Here is a 25,321-nt window from a genome sequence, read left to right as displayed (position 1 = left end):
TCTCCCCCTCACCCGGATCACGCGACCAGCGACAGCCCCGCGCCTGCGTCCTGCGGCTGCTCGCCGCTGTCGATGAACGGGATGATCGAGAAGGTCTGCCCGCCGCGTTGTTCTTCGTTCTGCACGGCGTTGACGCGCAGGTCGCCATCGGGCGTGTTGATAAGCAGCGACAGGTAGTCGTTGCCGGTGCGGCTGCTTTTCGCCATCCAGGCCGAGCCGACGCGGATCGGTGTGCCCCGTGGCGAGCTGACCTCGATGCGGTAATCGGGGTGGGTCTCCTCGGATTTGTAGCTGTTCTCGATCAGCATGAACTCCAGATCGAACATCATGTTGGCGATGTAGCCGGTGAAGGCGTTGTCGGCATCCATGGCGGTCAACTCGCCCGAGATGGAGCCGGATTTCATCAGCCCGTTCGAGACGAGCGGGATGATCTCGAATTCGCCGCTTTGGGCCGCGCGCGCTTCTTTCGTCTGCACCGCGTTGACCCGGAACGGGCCGAGGCCCACATCGAGCTGCATCGAGATATAGGGGTTGCCGCTGGTATTGCCGGTCTCGTTCCAGGCCGTGCCGATGCGCACCTTGCGGCCCGACTTGTTGATCGCCGTCAGGTCGTAATCCGGGCTGCGTGCGGACATCTTGGCCCGAGCCTCGAGCTGGATGGCGATGTCAAAGCGTGACGAGTGGATCATGCCGGTGTATTCGGCGGTTGCGGTCTCGACATTGCGGGTGAGGGTTCCTGCGAACATGGGATGGTTCCTTTTGGATTGGCCGGTGCCTGACGTCCTTGCCAGCGCATCCGGGATTGCTTTCTCGACCCCTTGAGGGATCACAAATCAGAAAGCTTGCTTTCCCTTTCTGCCCTGCCTCCAGCTCATCGCTGAGGGCTGATTGGATGTGCCACCTCTCCATCGGGTGCTACGCCCCTCCCCTGCTCGTCTGGTCTTTATTGTCTGCCCGGATTTTCCGCGCTGTCCTCCGATCGCGCGATGAAGAACTCCGCCTCTTTTCCGTTCAACCGGTGCCCGCCCCGGTCGGTCAGGCCGATGCAGCTACCATTCGGTAGATAGGTGATGAGGTACTGACCGAGCCGGTCCTTGTGGACAACGTAGCCGGTATTGGCCCAGTGCACGGTCTGGCCGGCATCGACGGCGGCCTTGATGTCTTCGAGTGTCATGCGAACCTCCTTACGAAGAATGGTGGGTAAACGACGCAAGAAGCCCGATCTTCCGACCGGGCTTCCATGCAGCATTCGTTTGGCAAACGACCGAGAGCTGTCAGGCGCTTTGCGTGGCTTGCGTCGCGCGCGCCGCCATCCAATCTTTCAGGCCAAGAACCGTTCGTCCGGCGGCGACCTCGGAGGCCCAGGCGACCCTTGGGTCGCCGCAGGGCTCGGAGCCGACATGCCGGTCGATGTGGCCATTGGCCATCCATGGCTCGGGCTGGATCCGCCGCAGCCAGTCCGCCATGCTCGGGATGCGGCCCTGGCAGTCTTCACAGATATGCTGCTCGCCGATCCAGCGCACGGGTATGTCCCGACCCGCGCTATTGGTCAGGGCCAGGCCGAAAACCCGTTCCGCCGCGAACAGGCCTTGAGCGTGGTGGCGCATGGCGCGGTGCGTGAAGAGCGCCAGGTGCTCTTTCGAGGCGTCAAACCAATCGTGCACAGCCTGATAGTGAGACGGCACGCCGCCGAATTTCCGGGCGGAGCTTTCGGCATGATGAAGCGGATGGGCCATCTCAAAGACCCTCTACATAGCTGTGCGAGCATTCGACATAGCGGTCCGCGTGATCGAGGGTGATGCTGTCGCCGGTGATGTCCCAGGTCAGCGTGCCGTAGCCGCCCTCGTTGTTTTCGAACCCCGGGTGATGGTGATAGGCGAGCGACCAGGCGAAATCGCCGACCTCGGTGGAAAGCGGCTCCGGTAGTTTGACGTCCGCAGGCTGCACCGTCACATCCTCGACATTGCCGGAGTCGCCATAGCCTTCGTATTCGGCGGTGACCTCGCTGATGCCAAGCGCGCGTAGTTGCGCGAGCAGCTCCGCTCGGGTCGCCTTCAGCGTGGTTTCGCGCTCCGCGCGCCACTGAGCCGCCATTGCGGCATAATCGATCTGGGGATTGGTCATGGGTCTGTCCTCTTGTCTGAAATTGGGGGGCCGAGCTTGGCATTGGTCTACCCACGCCCGGAAAGCGCAGACCGGCCAAACCCCGATCCGCGATGCCCGATGCAAAGCCCGCTTTGACTTTTCAGGCGGCTTGTTCTGACGTCATGGCGGCTCCCTGCCCCACGATCCGGGCCAGAATGCGGCCCGTGTCGATCCCGTCCCCATGCGGCAGGAACACCCGCAACTGGAAGGCGATGATCTCGGTGAAGCAGCCGAGGGCCTTGAGGCCGTCGATCATGCCCTTGTCGGCGCCGCCCAACTCAAGGCGCATCTCGCCTGCGACGCGGCGGCGGGTCAGGGTGAGGCCCCGGCCGAGATCGACCGGCGCCGTGGTGCCGAGGGCGGCGGTCAGCATCTCCTGCGGCGTTTGCGGATTGGAGACGAGGAAGCGGGCGCGCAGCGCGGCCGCCCCTTCCTCGCTCAGCGTGCGCCCGATCATCGGCGTCGCCCCGTCCGGCGTGACCCTGTAGATGCGTTCATTCGTGGTCGGAATATCCTTCCAGATCGGCAGCAGCAGCCCGGTCAGCAGGTAGAGCTTGGTCGTGGTGGTTTTTGGCAGGGACGCAGCCTCGGCATCCCAAAGCCTTGCAAACTCAGGCCTTTCGATGTCTTCCCAGGCCGAGGACTCGAACCGTGCCTCTTCAAGATAGCTCGACCCGTTTGGACGCACCGCCTTGCGCATCAGCGTGACGATGTCCTCGTCATACATCTGCATAGGGCGCGCTGAGATGAGCGCCGCACGACCCGAAGCACGATTGACCATGGGTAGCTTGTCCGGATTGCGCGACATGGCCTCTTCGGCGCCCAGCACATACACTGGGTCGGTCACCTCGAGCCCGATGATCCGCGTCACCGCGCCGGATTTCGGGCAGGTCCAGAGATCCTTTGTGGAGACCTGCTCGATCTTTTCGCCACGCAGGGTTTCCACGCCGAGATCGAGCGTGCCCGCCGCGCGCGCCCGTTCAGTCTGATCGGCAATCCGGCGCATGAACTCGGCAAAGAGCGCGTTCTGCATGTGGATGGGGAGGGCAAGCACCCGGTTGAGAAACCGCTGGATCGGGGGAAGCTCCTCAAGGAGCACCCCGTCCTTGTCGATCAGCCGCAGCGCAGTCCAGTCGGTGAAGCTCTCGTAGCTCATCGCCTCGGCGCGCCCGGCGGCAAGATCGGCGAAATACCCGCGCAGCGCCGCTCGCGCGATCGGGCTTTCGAGATTGTCCTCCTCGCGGAACATGCCCTGCGAGCCGGTCTCGCGCTGGCCCTTGGTCAGGGCCCCAAGCTGGTCGAGGCGTTTGGCAATCGTCGAAGTGAAGCGCTTCTCGCCATGCACATCGGAGGTGCAGACCCGGAAGAAGGGCGCGCTGACCTGGGCAGAGCGATGCGTGCGGCCGAGTCCCTGGATGGCCGCATCGGCGCGCCAGCCGGGCTCCAGCAGGTAGTGCCGCCGCCGCTTCTGGTTCTTCGCCGTTTGGGCCGCATGATAGGACCGGCCCGTCCCGCCCGCATCGGAAAAGATCAGGATATCCTTTTCGCCGTCCATAAAGGCTTGGGTCTCCGACGAATTGCTGCTGGCGGCGCGCTTTTCGATGAAGAGATGACCATCCTCGGCCTTGAGGGGCCGGATGGACCGCCCCGTGACCTCTGCGACGGCCTCGTCGCCAAAAGCCCAAAGGATCTGATCGAGCGCCGAGGGGATCGGAGCCAGCGTCATCAACTCCATCATGGCCGCGTCACGCAGAGCGAGCGCCTCGCGCGAGACGACCAGCGCGCCAGTTTCATCGCGGAGCGGCTCGGCCACCATATTGCCGTCGATCTCGACCAGCTTTTGCGCATGAATCGGGAAGGCCTGTTCGAGGTATCCCAAGACGTAGTCGCGCGGCGTCAGCGCGCCTTCGACCAGCTCGTCCTCCGGGTCCATCGTCTCAAGCCGGCGTTTCAGCAGGCTCTCACCCGTCGAGACCACCTGAATGACGCAAGCATAGCCCGCCGCCAGATCATCCTCGATTGCGCGGATGATGGTCGGGGCTTTCATGCCCATCAGGAGATGGTTGAAGAAGCGCTGCTTCGTGCTCTCGAAGCGGGACTTGGCCGAGGCGCGTGCGGCCGAGGCATTGGTATCGCCCGAGGCGTCGTTGACGCCAGTCGCGGTCAGTGCCGCCTCGAGATTGTGGTGGATCGTCCGAAACGCACCCGCATAGGCGTCGTAGATCTCGATCTGGGCCGGGGTGAGCGCGTGTTCGAGCACGTCATATTCCACGCCATCAAAGCTAAGGGCGCGGGCCGTGTAGAGCCCGAGCGTCTTGAGATCACGGGCGACCACCTCCATGGCGGCAACACCGCCCGCCTCCATCGCAGAAACGAAGCTCTCGCGGCTCGGGAAGGGGTATTCGGGACCCTGCCCCCAGAGACCGAGACGCGCGGCATAGGCCAGATTATGCACACTCGTCGCGCCCGTGGCCGAGATGTAGAAGACGCGAGCCCGGGGTGCCGCCAGTTGCAGCCGCAGGCCCGCAAGGCCCTGCTGGGAGGGTTTGCCCCCCCTGCCCTGCTCGGACCCTGCCGCGTTCTGCATGGCGTGGGCCTCATCAAAAGCGAGGACGCCTTCAAAGTCTGCGCCCATCCAGTCGAGGATCTGGCTCAGTCGCGTGGTGCCGCATTTGCCCGCGGACCGCAGCGTGGCGTAGGTGACAAAAAGGATACCGTCGCCCATCGGGATGGACTGGTCCGGTTTCCATTTCGACAGCGGCTGAATGTCGGCGGGCGAGCCGCCGAGATCGGTCCAGTCGCGGATGGCGTCCTCGATGAGCGTGGCAGACTTCGAGACCCAGACGGCCTTACGGCGTCCGGCGAGCCATCCCGCGAGGATCAGCCCCGCACATTCCCGACCCTTGCCGCAGCCGGTGCCGTCGCCAAGGAAATAGCCGAGGCGATAGGCCCGTGCATTAGGGTCATCATCGGCGCGCGTCAGCTTGGTCTGGTCGTCATCGATGGTAAACCGACCGGGCAGGTCGCGCCCATGGGCATCATGCGCCATGATGATGGTCTCGAGCTGCGCCTCGGAGAGATGTCCCTCCTCGATCAACCGGGCGGGCAGGCGCAAGTCATCACTGCCCGTGTTTGAGGGCATGGGCGGGGCAACCGAGGCCATGGCGATGCTCTCGACGAGCGGCGTGGGATGTTCTTGCGCACCCGCGATCTCGATCCGCTGCGGACGGTAGCGCGCATAGATGTCCGAGATGGGCGTGTTGTCGCGCGGGGTCTCAAGGCTCTTGAAAGTGAGCGGGACAACGGCCTTGGCCCGGGGTTTGGAGGGGGCGACAGGCGCAGCGGCGGTCTTGCGCGGGGCAGATGATGGAACGCTCGACCGAGTATGAGGGATCGCTGCCGCCCGTTGGACTGGGCGCATCTGGGGCCGGGTTGCGGCCACGGCGTCGACAAAAGGAAGGGCTTCGTCCAGATCGCACACAATGGCGCGGATCATCTCGCCACCCTCCTGCACCTTGTCGAAGATCATGAGCTGGGTTTCCACAGAGGTGCCGAGCTTGCGGTAGACCTGCCCCGGCATCGTCAGCGCCAGTCGCGGCGTCAGGAGACCGCAGGCGCGGAACCAATGCGCGGCATCGCGTTCGGGCGTGAATCCCGGCGGCATGATCGCCACCAGCCGCCCACCAGGCGCGAGACGCTTTGCCGCCGCGATGAGATGTTTGGCGGCGATGTGTTTGTCCCGCGACCGATCGACCGAGGAGGCGAAGGGCGGGTTCATCACCACGACGTCGGGTAGAACCGGCGACTGAAGCAGATCGTCGATATGCTCGCCGTCATGGCCCGTCACCTCGCCGCCAAAGACCGAGCGCAAGAGGCTCTGGCGAAAGGGGTCGATTTCATTGAGCAAAAGCGTGGCACCGGCCCGGCCAGCGAAAGCAGCAAGGGCACCAGTGCCAGCCGAGGGCTCCAGAACAGTCTCGCCCTTGCGGATCGCCGCCGCCCGCACGACCAGCACCGCGAAAGTCAGCGGCGTGGAAAACTGCTGCAGCCGGATCTGCTGCTCTGACCGGCGCGTTTCCGTCAGAAGCCTTGAGGCAAGCAGCTTTGCAGCGGCGATGTCACCTGCCGCGCCGTCCCCACGCAGCAGCATTTGGACGGCAGCGGCTTGCATCAGGTCATAGGCCATGCGCCAGTCCCAGGCACCGCCGGCATCGCTGCCATGAAACGTCTCGCGCATGATGCGCGCGAGCGCTGAACTGCGCAGGGGTTGGTGGTCGACCTCCGCGCCGATCTGCACGAGGGCAGAGGCGAAGTTAGCGTTGGATTCAACAGGATTGGGGAGCGTTGAGAGAGGCTTGGACATGGGGAATTCCTTTGGATCAGGGTCTGAGTTCCAAAGGACAAAAAGCCCACTTTTTCTTTTCAGGGTGACGGGGTCAGACCGCGCTGACCTCCAAGGCTTGGTCAGGACTTGGGTTCGACCTGCCGCTTCGCATCAATCAACGCCTGTGCGGCCTGCATCACCTGAACCTGAGATGTTCCCGCGCGTGCATCCTGCAGCGCGGCCTCTACCTGCGCGCAAAACCACGCGTCATATGAATTCGCATCAGCGGCCACGGAAATACTCCTCGAGACCGAGGTGCGGCTTTTCCTTACCCGTTGGGTTCATTGCGCTTTCTCCGACTGTATTATGGGTCGATGCTACATCACCGGGCGTGGTGACGAAAACGGCAATGCCATTGTGGTCAAATCAAGTCGGGCCACTTAGGAATCGAATGCCGGAGGGGGCAGAATCCTACGTGAAGCTCAAAGCCGCCGTTTATTGAAAGCGCGGCGAAATCTGACTCAGAGCCCGAAGTTACAAATGCTGCATGGCTCTCGAACGTCGGCTTTTCGAAGCTGAATGGTAACATTTCAAATCAAAGCGGGTTTCTGCACGGGTTGTGAAAACGCATTTCGATGGCGTTGCTTCATGCTCGGGAGCGATAAGAACTTCCGTTTTTTTGCAACTGCACTCTCATTTAAATTCTACTGCGTTCGCCATGCCGCCTACTAAGCGGCGGTCACTTCCGGGAAAGACCACATTTTTACATTGCAATTACATGCGCTAGGACGCATATGCGTCTTACCGCATGTAAATTTACGGAGATACCCATGCAAGATTTCCTGACAGCCATCGCTGACCCAGTCCGCCGCGCTGCGTTGCATATCTTATGGGATGACAGCGAGCATTGCGTTTGTGAACTAATGGCCAAGCTTGATGCAACGCAAAGCCGAATGTCGCGCCACATGAAAGCACTGAAACTAGCAGGGATCGTTGTGGATCGGCGGGATGCCCAATGGGTGCGTTACCGCAGAAACCCCGCCCTGTCCCGTGAACTATCAGCCATCATAGATGCCGTGCTCAAAGCCGAACAGTCAAACGAAAGGAATGTGGCATGACCACAGATACACATGACATCGAACCTCATCGGGAACATTCTGACTGGTTCTGGTACGTTGGCGTCCCTGCGGGCGGCATTGCATGGGTTTTACTCTATCAGCAGCTGATCCCGTTTTCAGAATGGGCGACAGCCCTGTTTCCGATTTCGCGCGACAGCCACACTGGTGAGGCTATCGCCTTCTTTCTCTATGACGTCCCGAAAGTGCTTCTACTTCTCACGCTCATTGTTTTTGTCACGGGGGTGCTACGAAGCTGGTTCAGTCCGGAAAAAACGCGAGCCATTCTGTCTGGCAAGCGCGAAATACTGGGCTATCCGCTCGCCGCAGCACTCGGTGTGCTGACACCCTTCTGTTCTTGCTCTTCTGTCCCACTTTTCATTGGTTTCGTCTCGGCAGGCATCCCGTTGGGGGTCACCTTCTCGTTCCTCATCGCGGGCCCAATGGTGGGGCCGGTCGGCCTCGGGCTCCTTTTTGGGCTGGTAGGCTGGAAAATCACAGCAATCTATCTGGTATTCGGGTTTTCGATTGCGACCATCGCAGGATGGGTCATGGGGCGGATGGGGCTTGAAAGATACCTCCAAGACTGGGTGCGCGAGTTGAACACAGGTGCCGCCACTGGTTTGCCAGAGGAGCGCCTCTCCATGGTAGACCGCCTAAAGGTCGGGTTGGATCAGGTTAAAGAGATATTGGGCAAGGTTTGGATCTGGGTCGTGATCGGTATTTCCATCGGTGCGCTCATCCACGGCTACGTACCTGAGGCTGTCATGCTGAAAATCATGGGCGGCGAAGCGTGGTGGTCCGTGCCTGCCGCAGTAGTGGTCGGGGTCCCAATGTATACCAATGCGGCTGGGGTCATCCCCATCGTGGAGGCGCTCTTGGGCAAAGGCGCCGCGCTTGGCACAACACTGGCCTTCATGATGTCTGTGATCGCCCTCAGCCTGCCTGAGATGATTATCCTGAAGCAAGTGCTGACGCTGCGCCTGATCGCAATCTTCATCGCGGTGGTCGCCTCGGGCATCCTTGCCACCGGATTTCTGTTCAATGCACTGCTCTGAAGGAGAACAAGCATGAAAACTATCAAAGTCTACGGTCCTGGCTGCAAACGCTGTGACGCTACCGAAGCAATGATTCGCGAAGCCGCGACAAGCTTGAGTATTGAAGTCGAGATTGAAAAGATCACTGATCCTCGGTCGATCGCAATGGCAGGTGTAATGTCCACTCCAGGCATAAGCGTCGATGGCAAGTTGGTGCATGCTGGTGGCTTACCGGATGCGGTCAAGCTGGAAGGATGGTTGGCGACATGATCTTTTCAAGATTTCTAGGGGCAGCGTTTGCCCTGGCTTTTGCGTCCACAACTGTACAAGCGGACATGCTTGAGGTGCAAAATGTCACTGACGGCATTTACGCCTTGGTTGGTCCCAAAGAGCAACGCTCGGCAGAGAACCTCGCCAACAACGCAACATTTGGTGTAGTTGTCACCGATGAGGGCGTCGTGCTGATGGATCCCGGCGGAAGCTGGAAAGGGGCACAAGCCATCCATAACCGCATTCGCGAGATCACAGATCAGCCAGTCAAATTTGTCATCAACACGGGCGGACAAGATCATCGCTGGCTTGGCAACGGCTATTGGCAATCCCACGGGGCAACGGTCATTGCGTCACAAGCCGCTGTCGAAGACCATAAGGCACGCGGTTCGCAGCAGCTTACTGCCCTCTCGCAATTTTTGGGAGACCAACTCTCAGACACCGAAGCTGCCTATGCGGATGTGACCTTTGCTGACACCTACACTCTGGAACTTGGCGGGCTGACGTTCGAGATCGTGCATCCGGGGCAAGCGCACACGCCAGGTGACAGCTTTGTTTGGCTGGACCAGAAAGACACCGTTTTCACCGGCGATATTGTGTATGTCGAACGTATCTTGGGCAATGGCGGGCAGTCCAATGCCAAAAGCTGGATAGAAGCATTCGAGGCGATGGCAGCGCTAGAGCCTGTCCATGTTGTCCCCGGTCACGGCCATGCCACAACCTTGGAACACGCCACAGCTGACACCTATGACTACCTCGTCAATCTGCGCACACAAATCGGAGCATTGATCGAAGAGGGCGGCGACATCATGGACGCGCCAAACATCGATCAGTCTACATTTGAGTATCTTGAGCAATTCGACAGCCTTGCCGGTCGCAATGCCCAAACAACCTATGAACAAATGGAGTGGGAATGATGCTCGAGTACAATGTTTCGGCCAAGCGGCTGGATGATACTGGGTCCCAAGCAATGGCGGGCGAGGCAAGTATCATTCTGGATACCGGAATGGCCGGACGGCCTGATGCCCTCAACCCCGCCGAGTTACTACTGACATCTTTGGCGGCCTGCATGATCAAGGGGGCCGAGCGCGTGGCCCCAATGATAAAATTTGGTCTGCGCGGCCTTGAGGTGTCCCTTCATGGCCAAAGACAGGACAGCCCGCCCAAGATGTTGGCGATCACCTACGAACTGGTTGTCGACACCTCTGAAACCGACGAGCGGATCGAGTTGCTACACAAGAACATTCGCAAATATGGAACTATCTCCAATACACTGGACGCAGCACTTGAGTTGTCCGGTACGATCAGACGCAAATCCTGATGGCCTTTGATCACAGCCATGCGGCCCCGAAGAATCTAACCCCCGCCTTTCAATGGGCTGTTGGCCTGAATACAGTCTACGTTCTGCTTGAGGCCGTGGCTGGGTTTATGACCGGCAGTCTGGCATTGATCGCGGACGCGGCCCACAATCTGACGGACGTCGCAGGGCTTTTGATTGCATGGGCGGCAATGGCTTTGGCCAAACACAATCCGTCGGATCAATTTACCTATGGGCTGGGGCGCTCAACCGAATTGGCAGCGCTGGCGAATGCAATCGCCATCCTGATCGGCGTTGGCGCGGTGGTTTGGGAGGCAATGGGCCGCTTTCAAACAGCGGTCGAGGTGCCTGGCGGCACCATTATGGTTGTCGCCCTTGTCGGGATTGGCATCAATTTTGGCACAGCGATGCTGTTCAGATCTTCCCAACATGGCGATTTGAACGCCAAAGGGGCCTATTTGCATATGATGGCTGATGGCGCTGTTTCTGTTGCAGTAGTTCTGGCAGCAGGCGGCATTTTACTGACTGGCTGGACATGGCTTGATCCCGCAGTGGCCATTCTGGTCAGCTTGGTCATCGCAGTCACCGCATATGGATTGGTGAAGTCTTCATTGAGATTGACGCTCGATGGCGTCCCCGAAAACATTGATAAAAACGCCATCAGCGAATGGCTAACTAATCTACCCGGCGTGCAGTCGATGCATCATCTGCATATTTGGGCATTGAGTACGACCAAGACAGCGCTGACGGTTCACTTGGTTATGCCTGACCAGATAGGGAATGGCTTTCTGGCAGAAACCGCGCGGGAACTTGCACACGATTTCAACATCGACCACGCCACTATTCAAATCGAACGACCTGACAGCCAATGCAGAAGCTTCTCAGAAATCACGTCGATATAGCCTCATTCTACATGGTGCCTAGGATAGATATTTCTATCACCGTTTAGTGGATTTATATCAAAGAAACAAAAACTTAACTCCAGATATCATAGCAGCGACAGCAAGAAGCCAGATCAATGGTTTCACGGGCAGGATACGCACTCCCAGACTTGTTCCTATAAACGAGCCCACCAATACCATCCCCGACCAAGGAAGTATCTCATATGGTATGGAACGCAGCACCACGTAATTGCCCGCAAGACCGGCAACAGAATTCGCAAGTATGAACACGGCAGCGATTCCGGCTGTTTGCCGCGCGCCAGCCCAACCTGATATCAGAAACAAGGGGCTGAGAAGTACGCCACCGCCAATGCCGGTGAGACCCGAAAGGAAACCGATACCGGCGCCGGCACCGACACTTCCCAAAAGGGGTATTTTTCGCGAAACCACATCAAACCTGGTCTGTGAGCGTGAGGTTTGCCAGAGGAGGTAGAGAGCCGAGAACACAAGAAGCCCACCGAGAAGAGGCCGATATATCTCGACCGGAAGTGCGATGCCGCCTCCTAGAAATGCCAGAGGCATCGACGCCAGAATGATCGGAAGTGCACTGCGCCACTCAATGAAACCGGCCTTCGCAAAACGATAGGTCGCAAAACCCGCGACGACAACGTTCAGAGATAAGGCAACGGGCCTGATGACGTCAGGGACCACATTCAAAAGGGCCAGCACGGCGATATAGCCGGAAGCTCCGCCATGTCCCACTGATGAATAAAGCATAGCAATCACAGCCAGAATGGCACCGATCGCCAAAACAGAGTCAGATTCTATCATATTCTGGCCCTCAGTTCAGGTTTCTCAAAGCCGAACAAACTCAAGGCGATCGCCTGCATTAACCTGATCCATATTGGCGGGAATAATGGCGAAACCGTCTGATCTGCATATCAACGATATTTTGGCGGAAAAGCTCTGATCCAGCATTTCGACCTGCGGCCGACCATCAAGTGACACCCCGGCAATCTTCACCGGCCGGAATTCCTGGCGCCCGGGACGTCGCGAGAAGCCTTCTAAAACCTCAACATGCATAACAGGACGATCTGCGAGTGCCTTGCCAGCCAGTTTTTCTGCAATGCGATGGCCAATGAGCTTCCAGGTCGTAAATGCTGCGACCGGATTGCCGGGCAGTCCCACAAACACGGCCCTGTTTAGTGTGCCAACCGACAGCGGTTTTCCCGGTTTCATAGCGATCTTCATCACTTCAATCCGACCACCTGCCTCTTGGAGTTGGGAAACCATATGATCCTCTTCACCGACTGAAACACCACCGGTGGTAACGATCATGTCGACATCTGATGCGATATCCGTCAGCGCATTGCGAAGCTGAACTGGATCGTCGTTGATGGCACCCAGATCGATCAAATCGATCCATGGCTGGCGAAGTGCGGCAATCATGATGAAACGGTTGGAGTTGTAGATCTGCCCAGGCGCAAGATCTTCACCCGGTTGCCGCAACTCACTGCCAGTACAGAACAGGGCAATGCGAACCTTTCGAAATACCGGAATTCGGGCGCGCCCAACCGAAGCAATCGCCCCGATTTCCCGGGCCCCGATGAGAGTGCCCGCGCGAAGCAAAAGAGATCCTTGTGCCGCGTCCTCACCTTGCCGACGGATACAATTTCCCATGTCTACAGGGCTGTCGATTTCAATGATCTTATCGTTCAGCCGGACATGCTCCTGCATGATCACGGTGTCTGCACCCTTTGGCAACGCCGCGCCAGTAAAAATTCGGAAGACTTCCCCGGGGCCGACTTGACCGGACTCCTGGACGTTGTCTCCTGCTGCAACGCGTCCGGTTACGCGCAACCGCCAGGGCCCGATTCCGGACAGGTCTTTGGCGCGCAGTGCGTAACCGTCCATGGCAGAGTTGTCGAATGGTGGAAGGGGAAAAGGTGCCACCAAGTCCTCAGCCAGTACCCGCCCAATGGCATCTTCTAATCCGACTACTTCTGAAATGTTTACTGGACCAGCAAGTGCTAGGCTTTTTTCAACCGCCACCGCCAAGGAAATCAATTCCCGTGTCCCTATGCGTTCGTCCACACTACATGGGTCCACTGCAGTTTTTGCCTTGGTTCTCTTCATGTCAACATCCCCGCTTCTTCTGGTGGCCAAACCGACAGGACATCTTCCACTATTGGCCTTTCTGTCGCTGGCGGAACTTTTGACACAGTGCCAACCGCGACAAATCCCAAAAGCTGTTCTTTAGCGTTGAGCCCAAGGCCATTCTGGAGTGCGCGGGTTTTTACCTTATCCCCGCTGACAATCATCGACCCGAACCCGAACGATGTCGCAGTCAGCAAGATATTCTGCACCGCCGCCCCTACTGACACCCATTGCTCGTGGGGGGGCACGTCCGGAACATCGTCGCGGATCACACCGGCGACGGCGATAAGACAGGCTCCATTAAAGGCCTTTTCTCGGGCTCTCTGAGTTTGACCCTCGCTAAGTTTGCCATGCGTTTCGTGGGCAGCTGCTTCAAATAAATCCGCCAGTTTCGGTCGGTCGTCATTTCGGATCAGAATAAAGCGCCATGGGCGGAACCGGCGATGGTCCGGCGCCGCGCAAGCCGCCTCAATCATCATTCTTACTTGTTCTTCGTTCGGGCCAGGCGGGATCAGCCGTCGTGGCGACGCTGATCGGCGAGCAATTATGTCGTCTAGCTTCATGAAAACCCCTCAACAGAAAACGGGCGGCAAAACTGCCGCCCGCTTCATTTGCATTATTACCGTCTCAGGCTTTGTATTCCTTCGACTTAAAGGAAATGGCCTTGGCCTGTGGGGTTGCATCGGCGATTTTGCGGATGTTGCCCCAGGTGTGCTTGTAGTCCGGCAGGTTCAGTTCATTCACACCAGAGTTCACCACGTTGCCCTGAGATCCTGCGGGAGAGCCGAAGACCATCGCGACCTGGCCGGGTTTGGCCGTGTCGGTCGGATAGGCCATACCTTCCGTTGCACCGTTTTCGTTAGTGATCTGGATCAGATCTCCAGCGCCGATGCCCAGGAGGGCCATATCGTCTTCGTTCATCTCGACAAACGGATAGGGGAAACGATCCTGGATGAATTCGTTTTCCTGATCCAGGAACTGGTTTTGCCAGAAGATGTTGGCGCGGACGTTGTTGATCCAGAAGTCGTGGTTCGCCTCTTCCTGCGCCTTGCCTTCGGCCTGCCAGCCCCGCCAACCGGCGGCACAGAACAACGCCTTGCCATCTTCGCGGCCATGGCGCGTGAACACCCCGTCGGTATAGAGCTGCGGTGTGCCGACCAGTTCACCGTTCTCAAAGCCGGTGACAGGTTCCTGAACCCCATTTGTGCCCATCGCGCGCAAACGCTCATAAGTCACTTCGGGGTTGCCTTTATGGTAGCCGTCCATAAAGGCGTCTTCCTCGGTCTCCCAGTCATAGCCTTTGAACTGATCGGCATAGGCGTCATTGCCGATTTCGCGCAGAACACGCTCCATGTGCTGCGCCATGTCGGCAGCGATCAGGCAGTCCGGTTTGGAGTTGCCATAGGGGTCCATGTAGCGTTCGGACAGGCGCAGACGACGCTCACCGTTCATCGAGGTGAGGTTCATCTCGTTCGATTCACAGGCAGGCAGGATTACGTGGGCGTTATGACCGATCTGGCTGTGGATGATGTCCACATCCACTACAAACAGACCACCAGCATTCACCGCGGACACGATCGCATCAACCAGCTCTTCGCGCGAGCCGCCTGCGGCGGCATCCATCGCCTCTTTCACCATGTCGGAACGCTTTTTCATCACGCGCTTGAACTGCGTGGCGTTGAGCGTCGTCTTGTAGTGATCGCAAGCCCAGATGTGATAGACCTTACCGCCACCCTTGATGAGATGCTGGTCGAAATACACCGCAGGACGGCCAACATGAGCGTCGGAGGGGCGATAGTAGCCTTCCTGGTGTCCACCCAAACGGCAGCAACCGGTGCCATCACGGCCAATGTTGCCAGTGGCCAGCGCAAGGTTCACGACAGCACCGATGGTGCGGTAGTTGTCGTTGCCCCAGATGATGCCTTTCTCGTAGCCGGTCACGCATTTGCTGCGGCTGCCATCCTCTTTGGGTTTTGCGATCCATTCGGCGGCCTTGACGATGTCGGCAGCGTCCACACCACAGATTTCTGCCGCTTCTTCAGCAGATGTTCGGCAGGTCTCCATTGCATACTCAAGGCTACCCAATCCGGAGGGTTGGCCGGTGCCCATGGCAACGGCTTCTTCACCTTGGAACGTGCTGTTGGCGACAAATTCGGAATCTGTCCAACCGTTATCAACCACCTGCGTCAGCAGCGCGTTGAATAGCACCATGTCGGTGCCGGGCTTGATTGCCAGATGCAGGACGTTTTCCTTGCCCGCGACTTCTTCAGCGGCATTGACGGAAACCGAACGACGGGGGTCAACCATGATGAACCTTGCGCCGCTGCGCATCCCCGGAACCATGTGGTTCAGGTAAAGGTTGGTCTGGGTTTCCAGCGGATTGGCTCCGACGATCAGGATCGTATCCGTGACTTCATAGTCGCTGTAGGAATAGTTAAGCTCGTCCACGCCCATATCACGCGAGGAATGGACCTCGGACATGTAGGACGGGCGGTTGTGAATGCGGCAGTTTTTGACCTTCATGCTGTCGAAATACAGCTTGCCGGTGCCCCATGTATTCTCATACCCACCAGCAGAGCCACCGTGGTCGAACATTGAGACCAGAAGCTCATCCTCGCCATATTCCGTGACGATTTTCGCGGTGACACGCGCCACAAGATCCTGCGCATCGGCCCAGGAGGTTGGCTGCCAGACACCGTTGCGCCAAACCAGCGGATCAGACAGGCGCTGCTGCTGAGTGCCCGTTACTTTCGAGGGCCGGTTCTCGGCCATGCGCCCACCGCGAATGGAGGTCAGGCCCGAGTTTACGACACAGTCCTGGTCGGGAATGATGGCAAGATGCACATCTTTGCCGTCCTGCTTGACCATGTTGTAGTTGGACGGCGCAAGCCATGTGCCATCGGCGGGCTGTTGTTCGTTCAGATCAATACCGAAAGCGTTGTTTTCGGGCGTGCCCTGCTTATTGCGTGGCCATGTGTAGGCCTTGTAGCCGCAGCCAACGATGCAATAGTGGCAGGTGACATTATGCACCTTCGCATCTGCCGGTGGAATTGGCAGGCGGTCTATTTGTCTTTTGTAAGCCATTGTGTTTGCTCCCCCTTACAGAACGTTTGACGGACGGCCGAAAATCAGGTCAGAGCAGCCTTCGGCGAAGATGTCTCCATTGTTGTCGACCCGCAGCGTAAATTGTGGCAGGTTCTGCGTGGCATGGCCCCAGATCTGCTGACCGCCAGCCTCGGCATCAAAGCGCGAGAAATGTCCCGGGCAGTTGAAGCTGCGATCCTCACCGTTGTAGTTGAGATACCAACCCTTGTGGGGGCAGAGTACCGTATAGGCTACGATGTCACTATCCGGACCAACACCACCTTCGACGGGCTCGCCGAGCTTGAGTAGAACGCCCGGGCTGTCCGCATCGGGGTATTCGATGTCCATCGGTTCATTGACAGCCAGATCAGCAACATTGGCCAACCTGTTGGACGGATAGTCTATCTGCGCCAGAGCCGGGGACGCCTGAGCCTGCTGCGCGGGCGAAATCGCGGCAACGGCTGCGCCAGCTGTGGCCATAGCGCCGCCGCGCAAAAATTGACGCCGGCCGGCATCAACTAAACGATTACATTTCATGATAGTTCCTCCCTAAAAGCCTTTGGCCAAAGCGTACCAAATCGGGAAGGATGGTAGGTATGGAGATTTCCGAAAAAAGTGTTCGCTAATAGATTGTTTATAATACGTTTTCTTGAGCGTTCGGAATTCCGAACACTACTCTCTGTATTCTGAAGTATACTTGAATGCCGAAACGAGGAACTAGTGTTCGCTCTTGATTCCAAGCTTTTTCATCTTTTCCCAAAGCGTGGTACGCGACACAGAAAGAAGCTTGGCCGCCTCTAAAATATGATGATCGGTTTGTTCAAGAGCCGCGAGTATCGCCGCTCGTTCTGCATCATCGCGGACGCTGGATAATGGACGCGTAGCAAGATTGTGATTCTGAGCGTCTGGGAAAAGATCGAGCGGGAATAGGATTTCTCCTTGCGCCTGCGATACTGCCCGCTCCATTTTGCTGCGCAACTCTCTCCCATTCCCCGGCCAAGGGTAACTAACTGCAGCTTCTTCACAGCGCGCAGATAGTCCTTTGAGCTTTACCACACGACGTGCATTGAACCCGTCATAAAACCGTCGCATCAGCCAGAGAATGTCATCTGGCCTGTTGGCAAGTGGTGGTATAAAAATTTCGACTGCACTTAAACGCTGTAGCAAATCTAGCCGCAGCCCATAATGCGCCTGTGCAGACGTCAAGTCTGGCGTTATCCCGCAAACCAACTTCGTCGCCGGCTTCGATGAGAGCCATTCGAAAATCATCTGTTGGACAGTATCGGTGGCATGGGAAATCATTGAAAGATACAAAGTGCCGTTGGCAGCCGCATGTGTCAGTGCAGGGCGTTCAGCGGTATCGTTAAACAAAATGTTAACTTGCTCCGAAGGGGAAAGCCTGCTGAAATCAATGCTTAAAAACGACCCGCCGATGCTATCTGCCAGGTCATGAATTGACCGTGCAGCCAAGCCTTTTCCAGTCCCCCGATTGCCCTTGATCAGAACTGGGCGGTCATTTGAAGAAGCACGTATTAACGCTGCCTGCAATTCAATCGCTTGACGTGAAACCCCGAACGGGCTGTTACCGATCTCTGATTGGTCTGCGGATATCATCCCCGACAGCCGCGCCAAGAACTGATCCATATTGAAAGGCTTGGTCAGGTAATCAGCGGCACCTGCGTGAATGAGACGAACGGCCTGATCAACGCCACCATGACCGGTCACAAACAAAAAAGGTGGCGGAACAGAATGATCGCAAAGGGCCATGTACAAGTCCTCGCCTGTCCCATCTGGTAACTTGATATCGCACACGACCGCATCAAACTTTTTGTGCGGTGTACGGATTGCGCCGAGGGCCACCGTCTTTGTTTTCATCCAAATGACGTGAGCACCTTCAAGTTCGAGGCGTTGAGCGATCGACCCGCCCATGATTTCATCATCTTCGACCAAAGCGATATGTCTATTTTCTAGGATCACGTCACGAATCCGCCTTTTGGTTGCAAGGGAAGTGTGATTGTAATCTTGGCTCCGCACGCTGGCAAATCGGCAACTTCAATACCACCCCCTAGGCCCTGCGTGATTTCGCGCACTGACCGTAAACCTACCCCTGCCCCGTTTTTGGATGCGGACCCAACCGTCAGTCTGTGCCGCGCGGCTTCAGACAACCCTGGGCCACTATCGCTCACGTCAATTCTCAACGTTTCTTCCTCGGTCGTCACGTTAAGACCAATCCCACCTCCCTCGCCGGCAGCAGCTGATCCGTTCAGCAAAAGGTTAAGGATGATCTGCTGCACTTTAGCGCCTGGAAGCACCCGAAGCGTATCATCGTCTACGCCAATTGTCAGATCGAGCGTCTGGTTCTTACGGGCGAGCTCAGGTTCGATGAGCAGCCGTAAGTCATCAAGATCTACTTTTGAAAGCGGATGGTCCTGCACATTTGATCGTCCAAAATCCAAAGTCGCCTTCGAGACGTCACGCAGGTTTTTTAGACCTCGATACAATAATTCTGTTGAGGCTTCGACGACATCCGGCCTGTCCTTGAATTTCCGCAACGTATCAACCGCATTCAACAAACCACCAAGGGGATTGTTTATTTCGTGGGCGAGGGTGGAAGAAAGGCGGCCTAGACTGACTAGTTGAGCCTGATCCGATAACCGCTGAGCGATGTCCCGGCGTTCCGCCTCAGCCCTTACCAATTTATTGTACCGCTCAAACAGTGATGCGAATTCAGTTCGTTTTGCAGGAAAGGCAGAGTGTGGGATCTCCTCAAGACCATCGCCTTCGTGACTACCCATAAATTGCGAGAGCACCTGAACCTGCCGCATCATCCGGCTGATAAGAAAATACCCGGCACCCGCCAGAAGAATCGTTGCAAGTGTGTTTCCGATGATCAGCGACCAAAGAGCCTCTCGGCGTTGTCTAAGATAGTTGCCGACGTCAATCTCTGTCACAACGTGCCCGATAAGCTGCCCCTGATAGACCACATCCTTTTGCGTCCAGACTGTTGTTTCAGTGTATTTCAGCGATAGATCATCGATGCTAGGTGCGGCGATGAGAGCCGATGGAGCCGAGGTTCCTGTCGGGAAGCGCATCGGATCATCTGCCGCAATGATCTGATCACTATTGTCTGTTGCCACCAAGGCTCGAACTGGCAGATCACCCGCTGCGTTGCGCGCACGATCAACGGTGTCAAAAGTCCCCCAGATATCCTGTCGCAAAATGAATGGTTCAAGAGCCAAAGAAACGCTGTCCAGATAGACAGACGCCACGCCACGAAGGTTGTCATCCTGAATGTTGGAAAAACGAGTGAGGACCCGCTCTGAGGCAATAACCGCAACAAAGATCAAAAGAAGAGCGGCGATCAACGGCACACGAACAGTGAGCGGCCAAGATTGCGGCCGTGCCCAATGATACTCAGATTGCCGCATCCAAAACCTCTATACGACGGCGAATATCATCAAACAGGTTTTCGGCTCCCACGGTGAACCCGTCCAATTGCAGCATTTCCAGAATTGCCATGCCGTCAGCTGTGTTCGAGATATTGATCAAGGCCGTTTGCAACGATTGCACAGTCTCTGTCGGCAATTGACTGCGTCGACAGGCAATCGGTGGAAAACCAAACCACTCGGATTTCCAGACGACTTTCGTTTGTGCCGCCAGATCAGGTTCTGTCGCAGATACCGCCTCCCAGACATACCCATCTATGCTGCCGGATTGGGCCAGCCCAGACGCCACTGCCCGCAGCACATTTCGATGGCCAAAGGTGAAGAATGTCTTCCCGAAAAAACTGTTCCTATCCTCGTCGCGCGCAACAAGCTCACTCTGAGTCACAATATATCCAGAGTTGGAATCCGGGTCGGAATAGGCATGAACGTCGCCTTTGAGTTGAGAAAGATCGGAGACATCGCGTTCCGCGCCTGCAATCAGATATGACTGGTATAACGGTTTCTGGTTCCAAACCGGCACGGCAAGGAGGGCAAGCTTGTCCTCGTTTCGAAGATAGGGATACCCACAAATCCAAGCGGCGTCCAAATCGCCAGCTACCAGAAGAGCAGTGATCTCTTCATAGGTCCTGCGAAATACAAGCTCCACAGGGCGGGACATTGCATTCGCCAGATAGGTCCGCAAGCCATCCACCAGCATTTGGTCGTTGGTCAGGAAGACTGGGGTCAGACCAAATCGAACCGGTTCATCTGACGCGGCAATCGAGGGAAATCCAAAACCGGTCGCTACTGATGCAGAAGTTAGAAAGCTACGGCGGTTCATTGACATTTAGTTTCCCTTCAAGCCCTAAGTTGTCAGCATAAGGCGTTTCTCCGCCAAGCGGCAAATGCCCTGATCTCTGCGAAATCTAGTCCTCAAGAACCATAGCCACTGATCAGGTCTGAATTGGACCGTCGATGGCCGTGAGCAGTGTAAATTTGGCTGATGATAGTTTGTAGCAACTGTCGAAGGCCTCGCATTTCAGGCACTCCTCCCACTCTTTCGTATCCACATTTGGTGTGCGCTTTGGTCCGGCCAGACCACGCGGGACGGTATCATATCCAAAGACTTTGCCAGTCACGGTGCCGTTGTCCGCACCACCACCTAAGGTCTCAGGAAACATCGTTCCGTAACAGGGTTTTTGAGTCATCTCTGACTGACCTCCATTTTGAGCGCGCCTTATTCCTTGCGCGTCAGGGCGCAAAGCGTGCGCGTGTGCGATTGGCAAATGCCACCAGCGTGAGCATTACCGGTACTTCAACCAAAACCCCAACAACGGTTGCGAGGGCAGCGCCAGAGTTCAACCCAAATAGGCTGATCGCGACGGCCACGGCCAATTCAAAGAAATTCGACGTCCCGATCAAGGCGCAGGGTGCCGCAATTCGGTGCGGCACTTTCAATGCGAACGCTGCAGCGTAAGCGATTGCGAAGATACCATAGCTTTGCAAGATGATCGGCACCGCGATCAACACGATGATGAACGGCTTGGACACGATCACTTGGCCTTGAAGCCCAAAGAGGATCATAACGGTGACGATCAAACCCACCACTGAATAGGGCTTGACCCGCGCCTGAAACGTCTCGATTGCCGCCTCTGACCCAAGGCGCTGGCGAGTAATTAACCCTGCCGCAAGGGGCAGGGCGATGAACAGCAAGACCGACAGAACCAATGTGGACCAAGGGACGGTGATATCGGTCACACCCAGCAAGAAAGCCACGATAGGCGCAAAAGCGATGACCATAATCAGATCATTCACTGACACCTGCAAAAGTGTATAGGTCTCATCCCCGCGCGTCAGTTGTGACCACACAAACACCATCGCCGTGCAGGGTGCGGCCCCCAGCAGGATCAAACCGGCGATGTATTGCATCGCATCCTCGGGTGGAATCCATGGCGCGAAAACATACTGAAAGAACAGCACGGCCAATGCCGCCATCGTAAAGGGCTTAATCAGCCAGTTCACGACAAGGGTGATCATCAATCCGCGCGGTTGTTTTGCCACGTCTTTCAGCGATCTGGGATCAACGCCAACCATCATCGGATAGACCATCGCCCAGATCAACACGGCGACAACCAGATTGACGCTGGCCACTTCTGCCGCCGCGACTGCATTGACCAAGCTAGGGGCAACATTGCCCAGAAGGATGCCAGCCCCCATCGCCATCGCGATCCACAAAGAGAGATACTTTTCAAAAATATTCATGCGGCAACCTTATCATTTTCTGGAGCTCTGAGTTGCGACGTGCCGAGCCAGCTAAAACCGATCATCGCGGCGGCGGTGCCAAGGCACAAGGGCAGCCCGCCGATCTGGTATGTGAAGCCGGACAAGACTGTGCCAACCAATCGGCCTGCCGCGTTGGCCATATAGTAAAAGCCGACATCCATCGTGACCCTTCTTGCATCCGTAAAGCTGAGGATGAGAAACGAATGCAATGCTGAGTTCACGGCAAAGATGCCGCCAAAGACCAAGAGGCCCAACACGATGGTTATCGTCAGCGCATTAGACGGTTCGGAGACCAGCCAGACCAGACCGGTTAGGAAAGCAGGTACAATGATCAGCAGACCCACCCATCGTTTTGCCAGTGCAAGTATCTCCGCCTCTGTCCGTGATGCCGCCTTCAGGATGCGCGGTGCCCAGCCTTGGACAACGCCATAAAGGATCGTCCAGACGGCCATGAACGTCCCGATCATGAAGAAGGCGGTGCGATTGCCCTCGGTGCTGCCGTCCGACAGCACAGCGTAGAAGTAGATCGGGATGCCAACCACGAACCAGACGTCCCGCGCCCCGAACAGGAACAGCCGTGCGGCGCTGAGCCAGTTGATGTTGCGGTTCTTGGAAAACACTTCCGAGAACTTCGCATCCTTACGCCCGACCGGCAGGCCCTTTGGCATACCGATCACGACACCGATCAGGATGAGAAAGAGGATGGCCGCCATCGTCAGCACGGAAGGCACGAACCCGAAGACGGCCAGCAAAACCGCACCCAATAGAAAACCGCTTCCCTTCACAGCATTCTTTGATCCCGTCAGAATAGCCACCCAACGGAACAACCCACCGCCTGTCGTTGGGGCAAGGATTTTGACGGCACTCTTGGAACTCATCTTGGCCAAATCCTTGGCCACGCCCGATAGGCCCTGCACCAGCATCACAAACACCACAGAGGCGGTGATGCTCCACGCCGGATCAAGCTGGGTCAGAGCCAAGAGCGCCACAACCTGCAAGGACAGCCCTGCGTAAAGCGTCGACGTCAGCCCAAACCGTGCGGCGATCCACCCTGCGGACAGGTTCGTCACCACACCTGCGATCTCATAGAGCACAAACAGATAGGCCAATTGCACCGGCGAGAAACCCAGCGTGTGAAAGTGCAACAGCACAAGCATTCGGAGCGCGCCATCCGTCAACATGAACGCCCAATAGGCTGCCGTCACCGTGATGTAGGCGGCAAATCCTGCGCCCCGTTCTGGTGGCTGTGTCACAGTTTGCCGCCCACCATAAGGGCAACATCGACCAAGCGATGCGCATAGCCCATTTCGTTATCATACCAGGCGTAGACTTTGAGCTGGGTGCCGTTCACGACCATCGTCGAGGGCGCATCAATGATGCCGCTGCGCTGATCGTTGGTATAATCAGACGAGACCAAGGGGCGGGTTTCATACCCAAGGATACCCTTCAACGGGCCTTCGGCTGCGGCTTTGAACAGGCTATTCACCTCATCCACAGTCGTTTCACGCGCCATTTCAAACACGCAATCGGTAATGGATGCGTTCAAAAGCGGCACCCGCACCGCATGGCCGTTCAACTTGCCCTTCAACTCGGGATAGATCAGCGTGATCGCCGTCGCAGATCCCGTTGTGGTCGGGATCAGGTTTGTCAGCGCAGAGCGCGCGCGGCGCAAATCCTTCGCGGGGCGGTCCACAATTGTCTGCGTGTTGGTCACATCATGGATCGTCGTGATTGAGCCGTGCTTGATGCCGATCCCTTCCAGCAGAACCTTGACCACTGGCGCGAGGCAGTTGGTCGTACAGCTTGCCGCTGTCACAATCTGGTGGGTGTCCGCCTCGTAAATGTCTTCATTGACGCCATAGACGATGTTGGCAGTTGGGCCGTCCTTGACTGGTGCAGAGACGATAACTTTTTTCACACCCGCTGCAAAATACGGGGCCAGTTTGCCCTCTGTCTTGAACGCGCCGGTGCAATCAATCATCACATCCACGCCGTCCAGTGGCAGGTCTTCCAGATTGAGCGTGTTGGTGACAGGGATGCGTGTGCCGTCAATGCTGATCGCCCCCTCACCTGCTTCAAACGTCGCAGGCCAGCGGCCATGGATTGAATCGAATTCCAACAGATGCGCGTGCATCGCAGGATCACCTACGGCATCGTTTATAAATGCAATTTTTGCCCCGCGTTCCAAAAGCGGACGGAGAGCAAGTTTGCCGATGCGGCCAAGGCCGTTGAGAGCGTATGTAGTCATATCTGGTTATCCTGTTTGGCAGTTTCTTTGCCGATCTCATCGACGCGTTTTTGCAGCGATCCACGGTCCAAATTCTCGAACGACAAGGCGGAAAATGCCATGATCCGGTTGTGCAGCGCACCGTAGGTCTGGTGGAATGCAAGACGCTTTTCCGCATCGGTTCCTTCAGCCTTTACAGGGTCCGGCATACCCCAATGACCCGAGACGGGCTGACCCGGCCAAGTGGGGCATTCCTCATTGGCGGCACGGTCACAGACGGTAAATACAAAATCCATGCGCGGAGCGTCGGCACCTTGGAATTCCCCAATGTTCTTGGACCGCAAAAGCGACACGTCATGTCCCTTTGATTTAAGCAGTTCCACCGCGAAAGGGTTCAGCTCCGAGCGATGCACGGTGCCCGCCGAATAGGCTGTGAACGTATCGCCCACTCTATCGCGCAAAATGGTCTCGGCGATAATCGAGCGGGCAGAGTTTCCGGTGCAAACGAAGAGGACGTTGAACGTCTTGTCAGTCATGGGAGAGATACTCCTGAGAAGATCAGAAAAGTGTGGCGGGCAAAGGTCAGCCCGCCCGCGACAACAGTCGACGAAAAGCCCCGCAACAACCTCGCGGGCTGCGTCGAGATTGATGGCATAAAGCAGGCGCGTCCGGTCCCGACGCTGTGAGATGAGACCTGCCTGAGTCAGGGCAGACAGGTAGACCGATGCGGTGCTGGCCTTGAGGTCCAAGGCTTCGGCGATTTCACCAGCTGGCAGTTCATCCGGGCAGCGGCGCATGAGCAGCCGGAAAACCGCCATCCGCTGGGGGTGGCTGAGGGTTGCGAGTCGGCTTGTAAGTAATGATTCCATATTTTATGGATATTAGAAATAATGAAGTGCAGTCAAGCAAACTCCTGCCCGAGGCATCCAGTACAAAATAGCAAATTCGCACCTATTTAGCCCTTTATCGCAATGATGGCACCTTCCCGAAAGTAGCCATTGGCGCAGCCGCAGCGAAAGCAAACTTTGTCCCGCGCGGCTGCCTCTCAACTGATT

The 25,321-nt window shown here is 57.1% G+C and carries 24 protein-coding genes and 1 pseudogene; 6 read left to right on the top strand and 19 right to left on the bottom strand.

The features are described 5' to 3' along the window. Positions 1 to 17: 17 nt before the first annotated feature. The 6 genes and pseudogenes from BUC08_RS22985 to BUC08_RS22960 form a co-directional block, all read right to left on the bottom strand. Positions 18 to 746, bottom strand: coding sequence for a DUF736 family protein (locus BUC08_RS22985; RefSeq protein WP_037930807.1), 729 nt, complete (start codon positions 744 to 746; stop codon positions 18 to 20). A gap of 125 nt (positions 747 to 871) precedes the next feature. Then, positions 872 to 1,174 (bottom strand): annotated as a pseudogene (locus tag BUC08_RS22980) (hypothetical protein). Between the two features lie 100 nt (positions 1,175 to 1,274). Further along, the gene (locus BUC08_RS22975) at positions 1,275 to 1,736 is read right to left on the bottom strand and encodes a DUF6915 family protein (RefSeq protein ID WP_037930810.1); all 462 of its coding nucleotides are present in this window, start codon (positions 1,734 to 1,736) and stop codon (positions 1,275 to 1,277) included. A 1-nt stretch (position 1,737) separates the two neighbouring features. Continuing rightward, the gene (locus BUC08_RS22970; RefSeq protein WP_037930812.1) at positions 1,738 to 2,124 is read right to left on the bottom strand and encodes a DUF6878 family protein; all 387 of its coding nucleotides are present in this window, start codon (positions 2,122 to 2,124) and stop codon (positions 1,738 to 1,740) included. Positions 2,125 to 2,245: 121 nt separating this feature from the next. Next, entirely contained in the window at positions 2,246 to 6,508 is a 4,263-nt protein-coding gene (locus BUC08_RS22965; RefSeq protein ID WP_037930815.1) for a strawberry notch family protein, read from the bottom strand. Positions 6,509 to 6,609: 101 nt separating this feature from the next. After that, on the bottom strand, positions 6,610 to 6,762 hold the full coding sequence (locus tag BUC08_RS22960) for an antitoxin PaaA2 family protein (RefSeq protein WP_037930818.1): 153 nt from the start codon (positions 6,760 to 6,762) through the stop codon (positions 6,610 to 6,612). Positions 6,763 to 7,299: 537 nt separating this feature from the next. Here BUC08_RS22960 and BUC08_RS22955 point away from each other — a divergent pair. The 6 genes from BUC08_RS22955 to BUC08_RS22930 are packed head-to-tail and all read left to right on the top strand — an operon-like array spanning position 7,300 to position 11,111. Next, positions 7,300 to 7,587, top strand: a complete 288-nt coding sequence (locus tag BUC08_RS22955; RefSeq protein ID WP_037930821.1) for an ArsR/SmtB family transcription factor — start codon at positions 7,300 to 7,302, stop codon at positions 7,585 to 7,587. After that, positions 7,584 to 8,642: a permease gene (locus BUC08_RS22950; RefSeq protein ID WP_037930823.1), complete on the top strand. Its 1,059-nt coding sequence runs from the start codon at positions 7,584 to 7,586 to the stop codon at positions 8,640 to 8,642. The genes BUC08_RS22955 and BUC08_RS22950 overlap by 4 nt, the downstream gene beginning before the upstream one ends. Before the next feature lie 12 nt (positions 8,643 to 8,654). Beyond that, on the top strand, positions 8,655 to 8,891 hold the full coding sequence (locus BUC08_RS22945; RefSeq protein WP_037930825.1) for a thioredoxin family protein: 237 nt from the start codon (positions 8,655 to 8,657) through the stop codon (positions 8,889 to 8,891). Next, positions 8,888 to 9,808 (top strand): MBL fold metallo-hydrolase, encoded by a 921-nt coding sequence (locus tag BUC08_RS22940; protein ID WP_051694663.1) that lies wholly within the window; start codon positions 8,888 to 8,890, stop codon positions 9,806 to 9,808. The genes BUC08_RS22945 and BUC08_RS22940 overlap by 4 nt, the downstream gene beginning before the upstream one ends. Then, positions 9,808 to 10,212 (top strand): OsmC family protein, encoded by a 405-nt coding sequence (locus tag BUC08_RS22935; protein ID WP_037930890.1) that lies wholly within the window; start codon positions 9,808 to 9,810, stop codon positions 10,210 to 10,212. The genes BUC08_RS22940 and BUC08_RS22935 overlap by 1 nt, the downstream gene beginning before the upstream one ends. After that, positions 10,212 to 11,111 carry a cation diffusion facilitator family transporter gene (locus BUC08_RS22930; RefSeq protein WP_051694664.1) on the top strand — a complete coding sequence of 300 codons (900 nt, stop codon included), beginning with the start codon at positions 10,212 to 10,214 and terminating at the stop codon, positions 11,109 to 11,111. Before BUC08_RS22935 ends, BUC08_RS22930 begins: the two co-directional genes overlap by 1 nt. A 57-nt stretch (positions 11,112 to 11,168) precedes the next feature. Here BUC08_RS22930 and BUC08_RS22925 read toward each other — a convergent pair whose 3' ends face one another. From BUC08_RS22925 to BUC08_RS22870, 13 genes are all read right to left on the bottom strand, one after another. Further along, the gene (locus BUC08_RS22925; protein ID WP_037930828.1) at positions 11,169 to 11,921 is read right to left on the bottom strand and encodes a sulfite exporter TauE/SafE family protein; all 753 of its coding nucleotides are present in this window, start codon (positions 11,919 to 11,921) and stop codon (positions 11,169 to 11,171) included. 24 nt (positions 11,922 to 11,945) lie between these two features. Beyond that, on the bottom strand, positions 11,946 to 13,226 hold the full coding sequence (locus tag BUC08_RS22920; RefSeq protein ID WP_051694665.1) for a molybdopterin molybdotransferase MoeA: 1,281 nt from the start codon (positions 13,224 to 13,226) through the stop codon (positions 11,946 to 11,948). Further along, complete coding sequence (locus tag BUC08_RS22915; RefSeq protein ID WP_073194566.1) at positions 13,223 to 13,810, bottom strand: nitroreductase family protein; 588 nt, start codon at positions 13,808 to 13,810, stop codon at positions 13,223 to 13,225. The genes BUC08_RS22920 and BUC08_RS22915 overlap by 4 nt, the downstream gene beginning before the upstream one ends. A 64-nt stretch (positions 13,811 to 13,874) precedes the next feature. Continuing rightward, positions 13,875 to 16,331 (bottom strand): arsenate reductase (azurin) large subunit, encoded by a 2,457-nt coding sequence (locus tag BUC08_RS22910; RefSeq protein WP_037930831.1) that lies wholly within the window; start codon positions 16,329 to 16,331, stop codon positions 13,875 to 13,877. 15 nt (positions 16,332 to 16,346) lie between these two features. Beyond that, the gene (locus BUC08_RS22905) at positions 16,347 to 16,868 is read right to left on the bottom strand and encodes an arsenate reductase (azurin) small subunit (RefSeq protein ID WP_037930835.1); all 522 of its coding nucleotides are present in this window, start codon (positions 16,866 to 16,868) and stop codon (positions 16,347 to 16,349) included. A 180-nt stretch (positions 16,869 to 17,048) separates the two neighbouring features. Beyond that, entirely contained in the window at positions 17,049 to 18,308 is a 1,260-nt protein-coding gene (locus BUC08_RS22900) for a sigma-54-dependent transcriptional regulator (RefSeq protein ID WP_051694667.1), read from the bottom strand. Further along, entirely contained in the window at positions 18,305 to 19,759 is a 1,455-nt protein-coding gene (locus tag BUC08_RS22895; protein ID WP_051694668.1) for a sensor histidine kinase, read from the bottom strand. The genes BUC08_RS22900 and BUC08_RS22895 overlap by 4 nt, the downstream gene beginning before the upstream one ends. Further along, the gene (locus tag BUC08_RS22890; RefSeq protein ID WP_037930838.1) at positions 19,746 to 20,603 is read right to left on the bottom strand and encodes a PhnD/SsuA/transferrin family substrate-binding protein; all 858 of its coding nucleotides are present in this window, start codon (positions 20,601 to 20,603) and stop codon (positions 19,746 to 19,748) included. Before BUC08_RS22890 ends, BUC08_RS22895 begins: the two co-directional genes overlap by 14 nt. Positions 20,604 to 20,709: 106 nt before the next feature. Continuing rightward, entirely contained in the window at positions 20,710 to 20,964 is a 255-nt protein-coding gene (locus BUC08_RS24475; protein WP_143186816.1) for a hypothetical protein, read from the bottom strand. 43 nt (positions 20,965 to 21,007) lie between these two features. Beyond that, positions 21,008 to 22,018: an ACR3 family arsenite efflux transporter gene (gene arsB, locus BUC08_RS22885; protein ID WP_037930841.1), complete on the bottom strand. Its 1,011-nt coding sequence runs from the start codon at positions 22,016 to 22,018 to the stop codon at positions 21,008 to 21,010. Beyond that, positions 22,015 to 23,292 carry an organoarsenical effux MFS transporter ArsJ gene (arsJ, locus tag BUC08_RS22880; RefSeq protein ID WP_037930844.1) on the bottom strand — a complete coding sequence of 426 codons (1,278 nt, stop codon included), beginning with the start codon at positions 23,290 to 23,292 and terminating at the stop codon, positions 22,015 to 22,017. The genes arsB and arsJ overlap by 4 nt, the downstream gene beginning before the upstream one ends. Further along, positions 23,289 to 24,287 (bottom strand): ArsJ-associated glyceraldehyde-3-phosphate dehydrogenase, encoded by a 999-nt coding sequence (locus BUC08_RS22875; RefSeq protein WP_037930846.1) that lies wholly within the window; start codon positions 24,285 to 24,287, stop codon positions 23,289 to 23,291. The genes arsJ and BUC08_RS22875 overlap by 4 nt, the downstream gene beginning before the upstream one ends. Beyond that, the gene (locus BUC08_RS22870) at positions 24,284 to 25,135 is read right to left on the bottom strand and encodes an arsenate reductase/protein-tyrosine-phosphatase family protein (RefSeq protein ID WP_037930848.1); all 852 of its coding nucleotides are present in this window, start codon (positions 25,133 to 25,135) and stop codon (positions 24,284 to 24,286) included. Before BUC08_RS22870 ends, BUC08_RS22875 begins: the two co-directional genes overlap by 4 nt. Between the last annotated feature and the right edge of the window lie 186 nt (positions 25,136 to 25,321).

It is taken from the genome of Pseudosulfitobacter pseudonitzschiae (genome assembly GCF_900129395.1).
Lineage (GTDB): Bacteria > Pseudomonadota > Alphaproteobacteria > Rhodobacterales > Rhodobacteraceae > Pseudosulfitobacter > Pseudosulfitobacter pseudonitzschiae.
The sequence above is the reverse complement of the archived record's forward strand: the minus strand, read 5'-3'. Positions and strand labels throughout refer to the sequence as shown.